The 16,384-nt window shown below is 64.1% G+C and carries 15 protein-coding genes; 7 read left to right on the forward strand and 8 right to left on the reverse strand.

The window, feature by feature from the left end:
• Positions 1 to 32: 32 nt before the first annotated feature.
• The 8 genes from C3B61_RS14920 to C3B61_RS14965 form a co-directional block, all read right to left on the reverse strand.
• Positions 33 to 461, reverse strand: a complete 429-nt coding sequence (locus C3B61_RS14920; RefSeq protein WP_165791188.1) for a DUF4913 domain-containing protein — start codon at positions 459 to 461, stop codon at positions 33 to 35.
• Positions 454 to 2,268, reverse strand: coding sequence for a type IV secretory system conjugative DNA transfer family protein (locus C3B61_RS14925; RefSeq protein ID WP_244285952.1), 1,815 nt, complete (start codon positions 2,266 to 2,268; stop codon positions 454 to 456). Before C3B61_RS14925 ends, C3B61_RS14920 begins: the two co-directional genes overlap by 8 nt.
• On the reverse strand, positions 2,265 to 3,989 hold the full coding sequence (locus C3B61_RS19915) for an ATP/GTP-binding protein (RefSeq protein ID WP_208858832.1): 1,725 nt from the start codon (positions 3,987 to 3,989) through the stop codon (positions 2,265 to 2,267). Before C3B61_RS19915 ends, C3B61_RS14925 begins: the two co-directional genes overlap by 4 nt.
• Positions 3,989 to 5,485, reverse strand: coding sequence for an SCO6880 family protein (locus C3B61_RS14940; protein ID WP_341866777.1), 1,497 nt, complete (start codon positions 5,483 to 5,485; stop codon positions 3,989 to 3,991). Before C3B61_RS14940 ends, C3B61_RS19915 begins: the two co-directional genes overlap by 1 nt.
• 9 nt (positions 5,486 to 5,494) lie before the next feature.
• On the reverse strand, positions 5,495 to 6,934 hold the full coding sequence (locus C3B61_RS19515) for a TrbL/VirB6 family protein (RefSeq protein ID WP_133160318.1): 1,440 nt from the start codon (positions 6,932 to 6,934) through the stop codon (positions 5,495 to 5,497).
• A 113-nt stretch (positions 6,935 to 7,047) separates the two neighbouring features.
• On the reverse strand, positions 7,048 to 7,776 hold the full coding sequence (locus C3B61_RS14955; protein ID WP_133160319.1) for a DUF8175 domain-containg protein: 729 nt from the start codon (positions 7,774 to 7,776) through the stop codon (positions 7,048 to 7,050).
• 47 nt (positions 7,777 to 7,823) lie between these two features.
• Positions 7,824 to 8,099, reverse strand: coding sequence for a hypothetical protein (locus C3B61_RS14960; protein ID WP_103431146.1), 276 nt, complete (start codon positions 8,097 to 8,099; stop codon positions 7,824 to 7,826).
• A 30-nt stretch (positions 8,100 to 8,129) separates the two neighbouring features.
• Positions 8,130 to 8,615 (reverse strand): DUF6668 family protein, encoded by a 486-nt coding sequence (locus tag C3B61_RS14965; protein ID WP_133160320.1) that lies wholly within the window; start codon positions 8,613 to 8,615, stop codon positions 8,130 to 8,132.
• 292 nt (positions 8,616 to 8,907) lie between these two features.
• On the opposite strand from C3B61_RS14965, the gene C3B61_RS14970 reads away from it, so the two are divergent.
• The 7 genes from C3B61_RS14970 (at position 8,908) to C3B61_RS15000 (ending at position 16,252) form a co-directional block, all read left to right on the forward strand.
• Entirely contained in the window at positions 8,908 to 9,150 is a 243-nt protein-coding gene (locus tag C3B61_RS14970; protein WP_103461390.1) for a helix-turn-helix domain-containing protein, read from the forward strand.
• Between the two features lie 21 nt (positions 9,151 to 9,171).
• Positions 9,172 to 10,521: a MinD/ParA family ATP-binding protein gene (locus tag C3B61_RS14975; protein WP_103461391.1), complete on the forward strand. Its 1,350-nt coding sequence runs from the start codon at positions 9,172 to 9,174 to the stop codon at positions 10,519 to 10,521.
• A gap of 212 nt (positions 10,522 to 10,733) precedes the next feature.
• Complete coding sequence (locus C3B61_RS14980) at positions 10,734 to 11,012, forward strand: hypothetical protein (protein WP_103461392.1); 279 nt, start codon at positions 10,734 to 10,736, stop codon at positions 11,010 to 11,012.
• Positions 11,013 to 11,018: 6 nt separating this feature from the next.
• Positions 11,019 to 12,149, forward strand: a complete 1,131-nt coding sequence (locus tag C3B61_RS14985) for a M23 family metallopeptidase (protein ID WP_133160321.1) — start codon at positions 11,019 to 11,021, stop codon at positions 12,147 to 12,149.
• Positions 12,150 to 12,239: 90 nt separating this feature from the next.
• A complete protein-coding gene (locus C3B61_RS14990; protein WP_133160322.1) occupies positions 12,240 to 12,467 on the forward strand; it encodes a hypothetical protein in 228 nt (75 codons plus the stop codon).
• Positions 12,468 to 12,584: 117 nt separating this feature from the next.
• On the forward strand, positions 12,585 to 14,597 hold the full coding sequence (locus C3B61_RS14995; RefSeq protein WP_244285955.1) for a hypothetical protein: 2,013 nt from the start codon (positions 12,585 to 12,587) through the stop codon (positions 14,595 to 14,597).
• Positions 14,598 to 14,842: 245 nt separating this feature from the next.
• Positions 14,843 to 16,252 (forward strand): ParB/RepB/Spo0J family partition protein, encoded by a 1,410-nt coding sequence (locus C3B61_RS15000; protein ID WP_103461396.1) that lies wholly within the window; start codon positions 14,843 to 14,845, stop codon positions 16,250 to 16,252.
• Positions 16,253 to 16,384: the final 132 nt, after the last annotated feature.

Raw genomic sequence — 16,384 nt, forward strand, 5'->3', positions numbered from 1 at the left:
GACGACCCATACCCGTTTCAAAGAGTATTTGTTCAGACTCTTACGTCGGGGAACATGCCCGCCGGAGGTGCCTCGTAGGGCAAGGGCTCGCCCGGCTTGTTCTGATCGTCGGAGTCCGCGAATGGCCCATCAGCGCTCATGAGAATCGGCATGTGGTGGTCCAGGTGGTCGCGCCACCAGGTGCTTGACCCGGTTGCCCCGTCCAGCCGCAAATGTTCCCAGGAACGCCACAGCGCCTCGAGGCGGGCGATGGCTTCGGGTGACCTCCACCACTCTGCCGCCCAGCGCCTTGAGGCACGGTTCGACGGGCCCACCACGCGCCGGTAGGTCTGGCTCAGCTGCTCTCGCACGAACTCGTCGACTGACCCGAAGACCAGGGTGGGCGCCGGGGATTCTTCCGCCGATTTGTCGTCGGAGACGGCATCGAGGTCGTCGTCCAGGTCGTCGTATCCGTTAGACACCAGTGCGCCTCTCATCCTTGATCGCTGTGCTGGCGTTCAGCCACGGATGAGCCGGCTCGGCTGGCGCGGGCAACGTCTGGCCGCTCGGGTCGTGTGCAGCAATCGACGCCCGCACGGCCTCAGCTTGCTTGCCTTCCATCCAGGGCACAGTGGCCACCAGCGTTGCCGGGGCACCGGACGCAAACACGACGGCGCGGCCGCGCGGCAGCGACGTGAGCTCCGACACCTCGAAGGTGTGCTCTCGACGGTTAGCAAGCGACGTCGAGCGCTGCCCCTTACCCACCGAGACGGAAGATGTTCGCAGGGTAAAGTCACCGATCAGCTGGGATAGCTCACCGAGGAATTCCGTCTCCGCGACGCCGCCGCCGTAAACCTTGATGTTGGAGGCTGACCAGAGCTTGCGCATTCCCTCGCGGCCCCAGACCTCGACGCCCTGTGACCAGGACTGGAGGATCGTCATCAGGACGATCCCGCGTGAACCGTAGTGCGAGTACAAGTCAGGCAAGTTGCGCCAACGGCACACGTTCGCGGCCTCATCGAGAACACCGAGCATCGGAACAGCGAGGCGACCGCCTGGCTGGGTCGTGGCCAGCTCTTCGGCGGCCTCAACGGTGATCGCGGTCAACGCTGTCACGAGCGGGCCGGCGCTGCCCTGACCCTCCTTGGAGAGGCTGTAGAGGGTGTCTTGGCTGCGCACGAACGCGTCGGGGTCGAACTGCGGCCGCCGATCCGCTTGGGCGTTGCAGCCCAGCGGCGTCACCCATCGGGCAATGCCGCTGATCTTCAAGCAGTCGACCATTTGCGCGGCGGTGCCGTACACGCTGTCGCGTCGTTTCGGCTCGCCATTCACTTCGCCGGCCACGGCGTCGGCCATGCCGTCGTATCCGTGATCTTCCAGGATCCGCACCGGTTCCTGATCGCCCGGCTTGGTCGTCCAGGTGAACACCTGAGTGATTGGCTTCTGGCCCAGGGCCGCGGCCAGGAGAAAACCCGCGAGAAGGTTCTCGCCGGCCCGGTTAAAGTACGACGAGTTTTCGCTACCGCCGCCGCTCATCGTCGACGACGAAAAATGTGCGGCCATCTTCGCGGCACGCACATCGTCGGTCACATACGAGAGTGGGTTCCACCACCAGCGGGGTTCTTCCCGGGCGATGCCTTGCGGGTCGAACGCCCACACCTTCGACCCGTTGGCCGATCGCACATCACGAGTCGCGTCGAGGACGTCGCGCTTGTTCGACGTCGTGAGGACCGCACCAGGTGCGCTCAGGATCGCCGGGATCGCTCGACTGGTCGACTTACCCGTACGAGGCCCCCAGATATCTACGTGCATGTCCTCAGGAGAGCCATAAAGCCACTGACGTCCCGCCACAGTGACTCCGATGGGGACACCGAGCCAGTCCGTCACCCCGAGGCGCTGCGCCGTGGCGCGTGCGCCCTTCGTTGTGAGCGCCGCCAGGTCTTTCCCTCGACCCATGTAGCGAGCGGCGCTGTCGACTCGGCTGCGCTTGGAACGGCCCCGGTTCACCTGAACAGCCACGAGGATCACCAGGACCAACACGACCACAGCAGCGCTGACAACGATCCACGTCGCGGCCATGGGCCACGCGTACGTCCCTTTGAGCGTGCCGAAGACAATCTCGAAAGGATCGCTCGGAAGATCCGGGTTCACCCCGTCGATTTTCGACCCGAAAACCATCCCGCCCCAAATGCCGCCGACGAGCACGACGGCCAGGCCGATGAACACCCAAATGAGAACGCCGTCGCTGCCTCCGGCGTTCTGCTTGCGACGATCCGTTGCCTGGCTCACACCGTCACCTCGCGATCGACAACGCCTGTCCTTGACGCGTCGTGCCACAGCTGGTTGGTGTCGTTGGAGTGCAGTTCTGCCTGCGTCAGCTCCACATTCAGAGGGATGCCGGGACGGCCACCGACCTTAATCAGGAACTTGCCACGCCCAGGCGGGTCGGCTTCCTTCCCGCTCACCGGATCCCACGCGGGCGGATCCTGCCAGCCCTGCAGCATGCTCTGCTCGGCCGCGCTCATGGTGATCGCGCTGTTAAGCAACGGCATTTCGGAGGCCGGGAGGCCTCCGCAAATGACCATGCCGGAACGCTCGACGAAGCCCTTGGCTTTCATCCGGTCTTCTTCATTGCTCAGTGACATGAGGTCGCTCATGGTGTGAGAAATCATGGCCATGCCCACGCCCCGCGCCCGGTTCAGACGCGTCAGCGCGTCCACCCGGTCGACCATGCCACGGCCGGCGCGCAGCGCCCGCCACAGCTCGTCGAGGATAACGAAGTAGTGACGGCGCGGTTCTAGCTCGGCGTCGGCCAGGGCCGTCGCCACGTTGACCGTGCCGAAGCCCGCCGACCAGCACGCCAGCAGCACCGCGGCCTGCAGGTCCATCTCCGAGTCATCGATGCTCGACACGTCATAGACCACCGGGCGGTCACGCTTCATCCGCACAGTGGTCTGCTGGGAGAACAATTCACCCAAGCGACCGCCGGAGACGAGGCCGATGAGGGACGCTTCCAGGTTCTCCGTAATTTCCTGATAGCGGCCCATGTCGCCACGGTCCAGGGCTACGGAACGCAGTTCAACAGGTGCCTCACGGATCAGTTCGAGAAGATCGCTGAGGACCGGAATCCCGTCGTGATGCGCGTCCAAGTATTTGAGCGCCGCGTCGATAATCGTCTCTTCACGGTCAGTCGGCGGCTCTCGGCGCATGATCGTCAGCAGAGCGGACACCATCGTGAGGCGACGCCCGTGGGCGTCCTGCAGAACCTGTGTCGCAAGGCGCTCATTGCGCGTGATGTTCTCGGCGTGGACGGGCATCGAACCGACGAGCTGCGCGGAGCGCTCGCGGATCACCTGCGCCGCAATCTTGTCGTCGGGTACATCGGCGGCGCGGAGCTGGGCTAGCTCGGCTTCCTCTTCTGCGATCGCTTTGCGTTCGCGGTTGGCGGCATCGCGGAGCAGCTGCGCGGCCTCGCCGGCTTCGCCGGGATCCAGAATATTCAGGTACCCGCGGCCGCGGCCGAGGGTAATGACCTGCCCCTTCATCTCCTTGACGAGGTCCACGTAGTCGGGCTTCAAATCCCCGAGGATGAGGGGCTGCACGCCATAGCCGGCCAGCCCCGTCGCCATCCGGCGGATGAGCGTGGACTTGCCTAGGCCGGGCTTGCCGAGCACGAAGGCCGAAGGGTTTGAAATCAGGTTGGCACGCTGGAACCAGCTAATTGGATCACAGCAGACGGTGCCGCGATTGATCAGGTGCCGGCCGAGCGGCACACCGATCATCGGGGCACCCGTGCCTACGCCGAACGGCCAGAGGCCGCAGACCTGAACGGTGGTTCCGCGCCACTCAGGTGCGGGAGAAATCACCATCGTTTCGCCCCCTCCGCGTCCCGGCCACCCGCGAGCGGGCGGGCGGCGCGTGATGGGCTTGGCAGCCGCGGTCGCTGCGGCCTTTGCAGCCGCGCGGCCTGCTCCACTGAGGGGCGACGCGGGCTTTGTGAACCAGCTCATTAGATGTTCCCGCGCAGTTCGGCAGGCAGTTTCAGGTGCTTCGGCAGGACCAAGCCCAGCGGCAATGCGGCCGCGAACGCGGAATCCTGGCCGCCGGTGACGACGCGCAACCGGAGCCGCGCCGTCGACGACATGTTGTCCATCGCAGCGCGGGCGTCCGCGAGACGCTCAACGTCCATGACGGTCGCCGTGGCGAGCATGCCGAAGTTGACCAGTCCAGCGCCAGATGCCTCTTCCGCAGCGGTCGCCAGGGCTGCGCGGGTTCCCACGACTGCCCGGGCGGAGGGCCGATCGTTGGCTGACTCATTGAAGCTTGCCGCCCGCACGTCCGCCTGCACGATCGCAGCGGCCCGGCCGGCGTCGATGGGCCGGTAGAGCCAGGTGACTCGCTTGCGGGCAATGTCGCGGTGAGGGGCGAGGAACCTGGTCAAGATGTTGGCCTGAACAATGCCGCGCGGAGCCTCCGTCATCTGCCACGTCACCGACACGGCACTGTCGTGCCGGTAGGAGTCCCAGTTGGACTGGTGACCGGACGGGCCAACATCGGGCCAACGCAGACCGGTGCTTTCGCCGTCCGCGTGTGCGTCGTCGATCAGCGTGGCCACTTCGGGGTCGTACGCAATTCGGATGACCTCGCAGAGTTCCTGCGCCGAGAGAGGGCGAGCTGCACCGGCCCCGGTGGCTGAGAGTCCCTGTGTGAGCCCGGGCAGGCGTGCTGCAAGCTCGCGCGCCATCTCATCGGCGTCACGACGTCGACCGTTCGCACGAGCGGCGGCACTGAACGTCACTGACACATACGCCCGAACGGACGCTGAACCGGACGGATACGTGGCCACAACCTCGTTGAGCATCGCCCGGGCGTACGCAGGTGCTTCCGGATCGATGTTGGTGGTGACCTCGCCGCGCAGCCTCGTGCCGGTGTCGGGAGCTGTCTCAATCGTCACCGCAGCGGCAACGATGCCAGCCTCGTCTCCGAGGTTGGCGAGCCAGTGTCCCCAGTCGGCCACCCAGCCGTCGACCTGTTCTTGATCGACGAGGGCGGCGCCGTCAGGCTCCGTCCCGATGATTACCGTGTAGTCGCCCGACGACGGAACGGACAGAAGGGCAAAGGGACGCTGGTAGGAGTCCAGGTGTTCGCTCAACCGCGATTGGGCCGCGAGTCCGGGGAGCTGGTTCGTACCCCATTTTGTGCGCCCCAGCGGGCCAGAACGGTACACGTTGGCTCCCGAGTTTCGGGCGCGCATGAAATTGAAGCGGTTGGTAGCCCGGACAATCATGCTCTGGCCGTGCTTGTCCTTGACTGCCACCGTGGACAGTGCGGCGACCATGACGAGAAAAACGCCGATCGCGTTCGTCAGGGTCGACGCCATCACGGTCATAATCGTGGCGATGAGCCCCAGGAGCAGCACACCCGTGCTGATCGATCCGAGGCCCAGTAGGCCCGGCGACGTTGGCTGACGCCAGTTACCGTACGTGCGGATAGTCGAGTTAGACAATGTGATCCCCTAGTTCCCCGTTGGGCCGCCACCGGCGGCATCCTCAGTCGCGCTCTTGGCTGCCGCAGCAGCTTTCTTGCCTGTCTCGCCGGCCTTCTGAGCGGCGGCCAAACCGATCCCCACTGGGCCGGCTGCGGCCGCTGCACCGCCACCTGCTGCAGCTACGCCGCCGCCTGCGCCGCCCGTGGATGCGGCTTTGCCGGCCGCAGCGCCGCCGCCTGTTGGGCCGCCACCGCCGCCGCCACCCGTCGAGGATGGCGCAGGGGAAGGTGAGGCAGTTTTCTTAGAACCAGAGGCGTCATCCTCACCGCCACCACCGCCGCCGCTTGCGCTGGAACCGGTGCTCGAGCTGAGCTTCTTCATGGCTCCCGACGCGACCTCGCCGATCGCACCGCCTCCGGCTGCCGCCAGCGCCATCGCCGCACCCCCGCCACCACCAGTTTGGGAAACCATCGGCGCGACGAACTTCATCAGAGCTGGGAGGGCTACAAGTGCCATCGCCATCAGCGCAAGGCCGGTCAACATTTTGACCAGGCCGGTGCTGTCTTCCACGAAGAGGTTGCTGCCTGTGAGCTTGAACGCGGCCGCATAAACAATCGCGGCGGCCGGCTTGTAGAGGATGAAAGCGACGATCCACCCAATGGACTTTTTGAACCAGGCTCGGCCGGTTTCGGTGTTGGTGAAGGCCGCAGTGATCGGGAGGATTCCTGCCAGGATGACGAGCATGCCGCCCCGGATGACCATGAGGAAGACCTGCACGTAGCTCATCAGAATGGTTATGGTGCCGAGGATCAACATCGCAATGAGGCCGATTCCGCTCGACGAAGCGACGCCCAGTGTTGCCGTTATGTTCGCCTTGAAGTCCCCGTCAGCGGCGCCGTCGAGGATCCAGACGGAGAAGCCGTCCGCCGCAGCGACGGCAAGACCGACTGCCGTCAGGCCCGCCGAAGATACGACAACGAGAGTGAGCAAGGACTGCAGCAGTTCCTTGCCTGGCTGCATGCGCTGAGTCCAAGCCATTCTTAGACCGGCAACGATGACGGACAGGACCGCGAAGCCAGCGACGTACCACCAGAGGGAGTCTTGGAGATAGGCTACCGGACCGCTACCGCCAGACGTGCCTATGGCAGGGATGAGTCCGGCCACGATTGCGGTGGCAGCTGAGATAAGCATGACCGCGACGAGAACTATCCCGAGTCGACCCATGTGTGCGCTGCCCTCACCTCGACGGTGGTTCAACGCCAGCATCGCGCCTGCAGCGATAACGGACATGATGCAGATTGCCAGTGAGATCCACACGACGTATCCGAGGATGGTCGCAAACCCCTCGGAACCTGTAGCGGCTGAGGCCGAATTGCCGATCGTTGTCACCTCCCCCTCGCTCTGCGTCAGGTTAGGAGTGGGAATCATTACCCAAACCGTGGCCATGGCCTGTACGGCGGTGCCCACGGTTTCCACGATGCTGTCAACGAGGTTCTGCAGCTGGTCGTTGGCGAAGTCAGCGATAGCACCTCCGACGGCCTCTTTGCCCCCGCAAACGACGTCCCACCCGTTGCACATTCTTACGCGCCTGACCAGGGTGTGTAGCCACCAAGTCCATTGAGGGCGGCTGGAGCAATAGGCATGCTGCCGTCATCGGCTACAACGATCTTCCAGTCCCCCGCTGACCACACGAGTTTGATTGGCAAGCTCACCATCTGGCCGTCGTTGTAGTTCAGCGCTAGGTCAACTGTTGCGGCCTTCTCGTCAAAGGAGTTGATAGCAAACCCGGCGACCTGGGCGCGATCGCTGGACGCGCCGCTGTCGGCGCCCTCAGTCATCGCGATCAGTGCGTCACGTCCCGGGCCAGGTGCAACGAGAGCGCTCATCTTGTCGTACATGGTGGCATCGGTGCCGAGGGCGACGTAGTTGGCAGCCGCAAAGAGCGCACCCTCTGCTGTGTGTGCGTAGCAGCTACGGAAACCGGACGAGTCGGTCACGCCCGGCCCAGAACCTTCCGGGTCCGAGGGCGCCGCTACCGTTCCAACGAGAGTCCAAGTGGTATCGGGTGCGTCGGTGAGCGACGCAGTTGTTTCGTAACCCTCCAAGCCACACGAGCTTGGATCGCTGTCAACGGGAACCGCCGTCGTCGACGGGAGGGGGGAGGCTGTCGGTGCTGTCTCGTCTTTGCCTCCAAGGAGGTTGCTGACGAGAACGATCACCGCGAGAAGCGCGATGACTGCGACGATCACCATAGAAAGGACAAATCGTCGGCTGCGAAATGGGTTCTGCTGTTCTGACTGGTCGGACATAAGTCCCCCCTCTTATTGCTGTGTCGGTTGGGTGGTGCCGGCTGCTGTCAGCTGACGAAGAAGCCGACGAGTGAGGCGGCGGCAGAGATGACGATCACACCGGCCATCGCCGTTCCGAGCGACCCGAGGGCTGCTCCACCCTCACCGCGGCGGCTCTCGATGGCGAGCTTCGCGCCGATGATCATGACGCCGATGATGGCCACGCCCAGGGCGATCCACTTGACCCAGCCCATGACCTCCTCAAACTTTTCAGCTCCGGGGGGCGTGCCATCTCCCGGCTCGGGAATGGCGGCGACGACGTTGGTCAGCGTTTCAACTGCCATGTGCAGAACAGACAAGGTGAGTCCTTTCGGTTAGGTGGTTGGTGCGATCAGGGCGGTGACCGAAGCGGCCAACACACGGACTTCTTTAGGTGCGGAGTCGAGGTCGAAGGGCTCTCCGAGCCGCCAGTCCTCAACCCAGGGGACTTGCCAAACTTGCGGGACCCCGCCCGAGACGACCTGTGCCAGGTCGCGGAGGGGCTTGGGAAGCTTGCCGCGTGAGTCAGCGACGATGACGAGGCCCAGCAGACGGACCATCGGGAGCGAGCCAGACGCCCACTCTGTTGCGGCACGTTGTGCAGCAGCCAGCCCGTTCGCGTTGGACCGGGCGACCAGGATCACGTTGGACAGTGATCCGTCGTTTGCTGTTGGCCAGGCATGCCCGGCCGAGCGCGAGCCGGCGACAGTGGCCGCCAGAGTGCTTTCGCCCGCGCCCCCGTGAACGCCGAGCCACCAGAGAGTCGCGGGGCGGTTCACGTCGCGGCGTGGCAGGCGGTCGGCCATGTCTGGTGCAGGCACACCAGGCTGCGGCGTCTGGGGTCGCGGAAGCTCACGGGACTCTTCAACTACCGGGATGAGGGTGTCTTCGGGCTCGATTGGTTCTGTGAGCCAGGGGTGCTGGGTATCCGACACGGGTTCTCCTTCGCTATCGCGGGTTCAAGTATGACGAATTCCTGTGACGTTCCCACGCGATAATTAGTCTCACGTACCCGGCCCCCTCTTTGAACGGAAGCGAACCCTATGTCCCCTATAGTAGCTTGTGAATATCGATACAGTTTCATACGTGTTGTTAAAGATCTAGACTGCCGATATGAATCAGCATCGAGTTTTTGACGTGACCGCACTTGACGACATGTTTGCGGACCTGCCAAAGACGCTCTCCCCAGAACAAGCGGCCGAATTGTTCGGCGTGACCGTCATCACGATCCGAAACCTCATCACCAAACACAGCGACGACCCCCTGCCGGCCATCAAGATCGGCAAGGTTTGGGTCATCCTTCGCGATGACTTCAAAGCATGGCTGCTCCGCCGTAGCAACAACATCACCGACTAACCAAAAATCGAAAGGCCGACTATGGCTCAGCACGATTCAGCCCAACCCACCATCTACGCGACTGTGCGGGCCGATTTGACTGGTGTCCTCGACGTCGACGGTGTGAAGCACAACGTCACCGGGACGGACGATGCGGACGTGCGCACCCAGATCTTCTCTCAGGTGACGGGCCGCGCCCGCATGGCTGGACGTCCCGTGCTGTTGGTCACCGATGACGCGCTGGGCCAGGGTCGGCTGAATGTTCACCCTGACGGCAAGGTGGAGGCCGTGGGCGATTTCGTCTACAACGAAAAGAACGACACCACGCCCTCACGGATCGTCACGGCGCCACCCGCCGGGCCGAGCCACGTTGCGGATACGCCGGCAGCCGCACCCTCCGCGCTCATCAGCCCGCCGCCTGCCACGACCAGGGCAGCGATCAAAGGCGCAGCCGAGCCCGTCGTCACTAGTGAGCTCCGCGCTGCCCGCGCCTCCTTCCTCGTTCAGGAAACCCCGCAAGAGCCCGCGTCGAGAGGCTGGCGCGGCATGCTCAGCCGGGCCGGAATCCAGGTCGCCCCATCCGCTGAGGAAATGGCAGAACGTGCCGACGTGCACGCGGTCAGCCAGCACTGGGCAGGCCCGCGAACTATCTCCATCGTCAACGGCAAAGGCGGCGCCAACAAGACGCCCTCGACCGCTATCCTCGCGGCCGTATTCGCCCGCTACGGCGGATCCGGGGTACTCGCATGGGATAACAACGAGACGCGCGGCACCCTCGGCTGGCGCACGGAACAAGGCGGCCACGACGCCACCGTGCAGGACTTACTGCCCCAGACCAACCGCCTACTCTCGCCCGGCGCGCAATCGTCGGATCTGGCGCACTACGTGCACCACCAGACCGGCGACAAGTACGACGTGCTTCGCTCCAACCCCATCGTCTTATCAGCCGAACAGAAGATCACCCGCGCAGAGTTCGACTCACTCCACCAGGTCGCCAGCAAATACTTCCGTCTCGTATTCGTTGACTCCGGCAACGACGAGAGCGCCGAACGCTGGCAGCAGATGATCGAGCGGACCAACCAGCTCGTCATCGCCACCACCGCCCTCGACGAATCCGCCGAGGCCGGCGCACTCCTGCTCGAAGCACTCGCGCAGCGCGACGAGCGTTCCGCACAGCTCGCAGCCAACGCCGTCGTCATCGTCTCTCAGTCCGAAAAAACAGGCAGCGGCGCCCAAGCGATCGCGGACAGCTTCGCCGTTCTCGCCCGCCGCGCTGTCACCATCCCGTATGACGACGCACTGCACGGCGGAAAGCTCCGCTACGACGCACTGGCTCCCGCCACGAAGCGTGCATGGCTCGCAGCTGCAGCAGCCGTCGCAGAGGGCCTGTGAGGGCTGTAACGGCCATTCTGGCCGTCACGGTAACCGTCGCAGGACTCTCTGCCTGCTCAACGCAGGCCGACGTCACACCGGCCTCCACCTCGAGCGCGGCACCAACAGAGTCGGCACCAGTTGACGACCTACACGACGGAATCGAGATTGCCACGGCGGCGCCGGCTGACGAGACGAGCATTGCTGCCGCGGTGACCGTCGCAGAGAAACTAATGACTGCGTTCGCTCGCCCAGGCGTCGATGAAACGACGTGGATCAATGGCCTGTATCCATACCTCACCCAGGAAGCAGGCGCGGCATACGCCGGTACCAACCCCGCCAAGGTGCCCGTGACCGAAGTCACAGGCGTAGGATCCGTCGTTGACGGAGCCACCGAATACGCGCTGCTCGTGAGCGTCCCGACGAACATCGGGCCCTACGTCGTTTCACTCACCCGCCAGGCCCCGACCGACGCGTGGCTGGCCGACCGACTCACACCCCCAGCCAGGTAGATAACCGTGGGGGAAAAGAACGGCTCTGGGGGCGCAATCGTCTTGTTGCTAGTACCTGTCCTAGTAATCGGCGGGCTTTTCGGGATCTTGCTGCTCATCATGGGCGGTGGCAGCAGTGCCGCGGCCGCGTGCGGCGGCGGCACGGCCTCAACTGTCGACGTCTCCAAAATCCCTGCGGGACCGATAGCTGGCTACAACCACGACCAGCTTGTGGTCGCCGCGGGGATTATGAACGCGGCCCAGCAGCTCGGCCTAAACGCGCGGGCGCAGCAGCTCGGCGTCATGACGGCTATGGGTGAATCCAGCCTCCAATCGCTCACCTACGGTGACAACGCGATTAATCCAGACGGCTCAATTGCCGATTCAATCGGTCCTTTCCAGCAGCAAAGTAGCTGGGGAACCACCGAAGAGCGTCTCGACCCGTTCACATCCGCCACCAAGTTCTACGAGCGACTCCCTGCCGTCGAGAACTGGGAAACGATGGAACCGACGCTCGCGGCACATGCCGTCCAGGAAAACGCGGATCCCTACTTCTACACAACGTACTGGGACGGAGCTGGACAGATCACCGCCGCGCTCAACGGTGACACCACCGCTGCCCTAATCGGCGGCGGACTCGACCCCACACTGACTCTGGCCGTGGGCAACTGCGCCAACGGCCCCATCGGCTTTCCGCTGACCAAACCGTTCAACATGAGCGACAACTTCGGCCCCCGGCCGGGTCGCGTGGAAGGTGCCAGCACCTACCACCCCGCCGACGACCTAGTCGGCGCGTGCGGAACCCCTGTCTACGCAATCGCACCTGGCACAGTAACGGTCTCGGACCGGCTCACCCTTTCGGTCAAGAGCCCGGAGGGCTACACCGTGTCCTACCTCCACAGTCACGTCAGCGATCGAACCGTTGCAGAAGGCGATCCGGTCACCATGGGCCAGCAAATTACCGCCATCGGAAACGAATCGCCCAGCACCGGATGCCACCTCGATATCCGAGTCAACACCCTTGGAACCACCAACACTGACGTTGCAGCACTGGCAAATGACCCGTTCGCCCCGAACTGGGTCGACCCCGAAAAGTTCTACACCCTCTTCGGTCAGACCCTATGCGACGACACCTGTGCAAGAAGCTACGACGAATGAGCACCAAAAGCAGCGCATGACCAAACTTAGATCCCGACACACCGCGCCGAATATGGACACGTCTATACATGCAGCATTAACCTTCTCGGTATGACCCATCCACGCCTTCCGCGTAACACGCGCACGAAGCCCGTGCGGCTCGGCTACGCGATTGAAAAAGCCGACAAGCTTGAACTCGAGCGAATCGCGGCCAAAGGCGGCGTTTCAGCGGCTGTCTTTGTCGAGCTAATGATCCGGAACCTCCCGCTCACAGCCGAGGGCCTGCCCGAGTGGATGCCAACTTCGAGCAACGAGGAGTTGCCTATTAGCCCCGATTAACGCATAAGGCCCGTCGTTTTCACGACGGGCCTTGAAGCATTGGCGCTCAAACCCTCTTCTGCTTGCCGGCTACGAGGTTCGAGCTATTTCCACCAAAGATCCGGTTGAACCGGGCCTTTGAAGTACCACCATCCGGAGGAAGGTGATGACCTGATAGTACCTGATAACGCTGTTTTCGACCGCAAAAACACGCAAAATACTTTCGGCGTGTCCTCTAAAGAGTGGACGGCCTGGGATTTGACGCGACGAATCAGCCCCCGCGAGCAGGTGCGCGTGATGAAGCGAGATGCCTACGGCCGTCTCGATGAGAACAGTTACCCGAGCGTGCACCGCGTCGGGCCGCACTCCCCCACGACGCCGTGGGCGATGAACCTGGCTGACGAGCGCGGGTTCTTCCGCGTCCTCTGCTTCGACTTTGACGGCAAGATCAAGGGCGAGGTCGACGTCGACCTCATGGAACAGGCTCACGACGAGTGCGACGCTCTCTCCCGCGTCCTTGACAGCCTGTCGATCGCTCATGTTGTCTGCCAGTCCTCCGGCACCGGCGGCCGGCACATCTGGATAACCCTCCGCGACGGCGCGGCTGCTGAGCGCATGATTGCCCTCTCCGGCGCCGCGCACGCCAATTTCGGCACCCTCGACCATGGCATGCTCAACAACCCGCGTACCGGCGCCGCGCGTCCGCCTCTGTCGCCGCACCGCGACGGCAGCAGTTCCACTGTGCTCTGGGGCGATCTCGACGCCCTCACGGACCCCGCGACGACGCTTGACGACCTCGACGCCCTCACCGTGGCTCTCGACAAGCGCAAGCCGGCGCTACGCGCGGCCGACAGCGCGCCGGCCGGTCCAGTGAATGAGCATCACAGGGCGCACCGCGCCCTCAGCCGTGCGGGCACCGCTCACATGGCCACGGTCGGCGGCGGCAGCAACCCCAGTTGGACCGGGTTTGCGTGTCTGCTCTCCGCGGCCAACGCCGGATGGACGTTTGGCGACGTCGAGCACGCAGCGAAGAGTGCGCCGGGCATGGAGCACTACCGCACTAAGAACAACGGCCGAGGCAGCCGACACAGCCGCAGCAAGGGCGAGGCCCGCGCTCGGCTGGAACGTCAGTGGGCCAAGGCCCTGCAGTTCGCGGCTGTGCAACGTCCGCTGCCGGCTTCCCGTGAGCCCGCCGACCTGACGGAGCTGAACGCCCTCGTCACCGACGTAGACGTGCTCCTGAGCCGTCTGGCGGCTTCTCCCGGCCGTTGGGGTCGCACCGAGAAGGCAATCTCGCAGCGCACGATTCTGCTCTCCCTGGCCTACCTCACCTTGCAGACCGGGAAACGGGTCGTTGCGGCCTCCACCCGCGACCTGGCGCTCATGGGAGGGCTCGGCCGCACCACGGCCGCAGACGCGCTTACAGCGCTCGCTCGGGACGGGTTCATCGAACGAGTGACGCCCAGTGATGACGGCAACGCCGCCGAATGGCGCCTACTCCGGGAGTTTTCCACAACCCCCGGTACAGTCCGGCCACAACCACTCAATAACCCCCGCCCCCCTTCCGAACTCTTTAACCTCAGAGCCTCGTTGGTCACTGCGCTTGAGAACCAACTCACTGACCAGCGACACGACTTGTTCACCCGTGCTGGACTTGGACACCTCGCGGGGAAGGTCTACGCACTCTTACGTCAGATTCCCGCACTGACCGTTGAAACAGCTGCACGCCTACTAGGGGTCTCGACCAGGCACACCGCCACCATCCTCAGCCGGCTACGTCGTCACAAGCTCATCGTCAAACACCCCGAGGGCTGGGCCAGGTCCAAGAGGGATCTTCGGGACCATGCAGCTGTCAGCGAGGGAGTATCCGGCACCTTGGCTGATCGAGCTGAACGGTATCGAGCCGAACGTGAAGTGTGGGCGTGGTGGCACGCTGAAATCGACCGGATGACTACAGCGCCGAGAGCCCGTACGCGTCGACTCCATGTCACCAGCCGCACTCTTGAATTTACCGACGGCCGACCAGGTGAGCGTAGCTGGCCGCTCTACCCCCGTGACAGTGAAGGCCGGGGCGATCACCGTATGGCTCGCTATTGGGCCGTCAACGGAATGTTGGCCCCTGGGTCGCTCTGGTGGTCGAGCGCAGCCTAATCGGCAGACAAAACCACCTCCGGTGAGCCCTTTGGGCCTGGGACCGCTACGCGGCCGCTTTTTTCCCTTTTTTTCGTCTGTCTGGCCGGTCATCGTAGTTCGCTTGCGTGCCTTCGTTCCGGGCTTTCGCGGCATATCCTCGCTGCGCTTGCGGTATTCCACGTCCCTGCACTTCGGCACTCCCGCTCTCAATCGATTTCTCTTGCCAGACAGGCAAAAAAATCAGTTGATGGAGAGAGAACCCAATGACTATCACCACCGTAAGTGTCGGCACTATCGAGCACGTTGACCCGAACCTGATCGTTGTCGAAGCGAACGTGCGCACCGAAGCTCAGTTGGGCCGCGAGTTCGTGGCCAGCATTAAGGCAAACGGCGTCCTGACGCCGATCCTCGCCCGCCGCGACGGCCAGGGCAACATCATCGTGCGAGCCGGTCAGCGCCGCACCCTGGCCGCTCGGGAGGCCGGTTTGGCTACGATCCCGGTTTACGTGGTCGCCGCCGACGAAACCACCGTCGAGCGCATCGTGCAGCAAATGGCCGAGAACGATCACCGCGAGGCCGTCACCGACGCCGACCGGGTTACCGCGTTCCAGCAGTTGGCTTTCGAGGGCCTGACCCCCGCCGTGATCGCCAAAAGACTGGGCAGCAAGCCCGCCACAGTCAAGGCCGGAATCGCAGTCGCAGAGAACGCCGTCGCGGCATCCGCCATTCTCAGCCACTCGCTCACTCTCGACCAGGCTGCCGCGCTGATCGAGTTCGAGGGCGACGACGAAACCGTGTCCGTGCTCATCGACATCGCCACCACCAGCCCCGAGCAGTTCGCCCACGCCGCGCAGCGCGCACGCGACGACAAGCGCGTAGCGACAATGAAGGCCGACGCGACCGCCGACCTGATCGCGCGCGGCTTTGAGGTTCTGGACCGGGAGCGGGGATCCTACGAAAACGACTACACGAGCATCAGCTACCTGACCACCGCCGACGGCGAGACAGTCACCCCGGAGCACATCGCCGCGAGCGAAGGCCGCGCCGCGTACGTGTACGCGTACAGCACCAGCGACACCGCCACCGTGCGTTACTACCTGAAAGACCCCAGGGCCGCCGGATTCCGCAAGTCCAGCGGCAGCGGAGCCACCACCAGCGGTCCGATGACTGACGAGCAGAAGGACGAACGTAAGACCCTGATCGCCAACAACAAGGCGTGGGCCAGCGCTGAGGTCGTGCGCCGCGAATGGCTGGCAGAGTTCCTGAGCCGCAAGACGCTGCCGAAGGATGCCGCTACGGCCATCGCAGTTGGCCTGACCGTGCACCACAGCATGGTCGGCAAAGCCATCCAGAACGGCAACGTGCTCGCGCACACCCTGCTCGGATTGAAGCGGGCCGACTACTGGTCGCGTGACAAGCTCTCCGCGCTGGTGGAGCGCTCCCCCACCAAGGCGCAGCACGTCACCCTCGCAATCGTCCTGGCCGGTATCGAGGACAGCACCAGCAAGGAAACCTGGCGCTACCCGAACGCTACTAGCGCCCGTTACTTCGAGCAGCTGGCCGCGTGGGGCTACGGCCTGAGCGGCGTTGAGCAGATCGTGATCGACGCGGTTGCAGAGAAGGCCGCGACCAAGGCAGCCGAAGCCGTAGCTGCTAAGGGCACTCAGGAGTAGCTTCTGTCCCGGCCCGGCGTGACAGTACCCGAAACTGCCGCGCCGGGTTCTTCCGTCCCCGGCCCCGGCACGGAGGCCGGAACCTGCACCCAGGCACACGCTCCTGACGGGTCGTGACCGAACAGCGGCGCG

The sequence above is a fragment of the Cryobacterium zongtaii genome (genome assembly GCF_002909375.1).
Taxonomy (GTDB): domain Bacteria; phylum Actinomycetota; class Actinomycetes; order Actinomycetales; family Microbacteriaceae; genus Cryobacterium; species Cryobacterium zongtaii.

Bases quoted from the DNA above. Each gene is read 5' to 3' on its own strand.
- C3B61_RS14990 (WP_133160322.1), top strand. From the start codon at position 12,240: ATGACCCATCCACGCCTTCCGCGTAACACGCGCACGAAGCCCGTGCGG.
- C3B61_RS14975 (WP_103461391.1), top strand. From the start codon at position 9,172: ATGGCTCAGCACGATTCAGCCCAACCCACCATCTACGCGACTGTGCGG.
- C3B61_RS14955 (WP_133160319.1), bottom strand. From the start codon at position 7,776: ATGTCCGACCAGTCAGAACAGCAGAACCCATTTCGCAGCCGACGATTT.
- C3B61_RS19915 (WP_208858832.1), bottom strand. From the start codon at position 3,989: ATGAGCTGGTTCACAAAGCCCGCGTCGCCCCTCAGTGGAGCAGGCCGC.
- C3B61_RS14980 (WP_103461392.1), top strand. From the start codon at position 10,734: ATGACTGCGTTCGCTCGCCCAGGCGTCGATGAAACGACGTGGATCAAT.
- C3B61_RS14970 (WP_103461390.1), top strand. From the start codon at position 8,908: ATGAATCAGCATCGAGTTTTTGACGTGACCGCACTTGACGACATGTTT.
- C3B61_RS15000 (WP_103461396.1), top strand. From the start codon at position 14,843: ATGACTATCACCACCGTAAGTGTCGGCACTATCGAGCACGTTGACCCG.
- C3B61_RS14960 (WP_103431146.1), bottom strand. From the start codon at position 8,099: ATGGCAGTTGAAACGCTGACCAACGTCGTCGCCGCCATTCCCGAGCCG.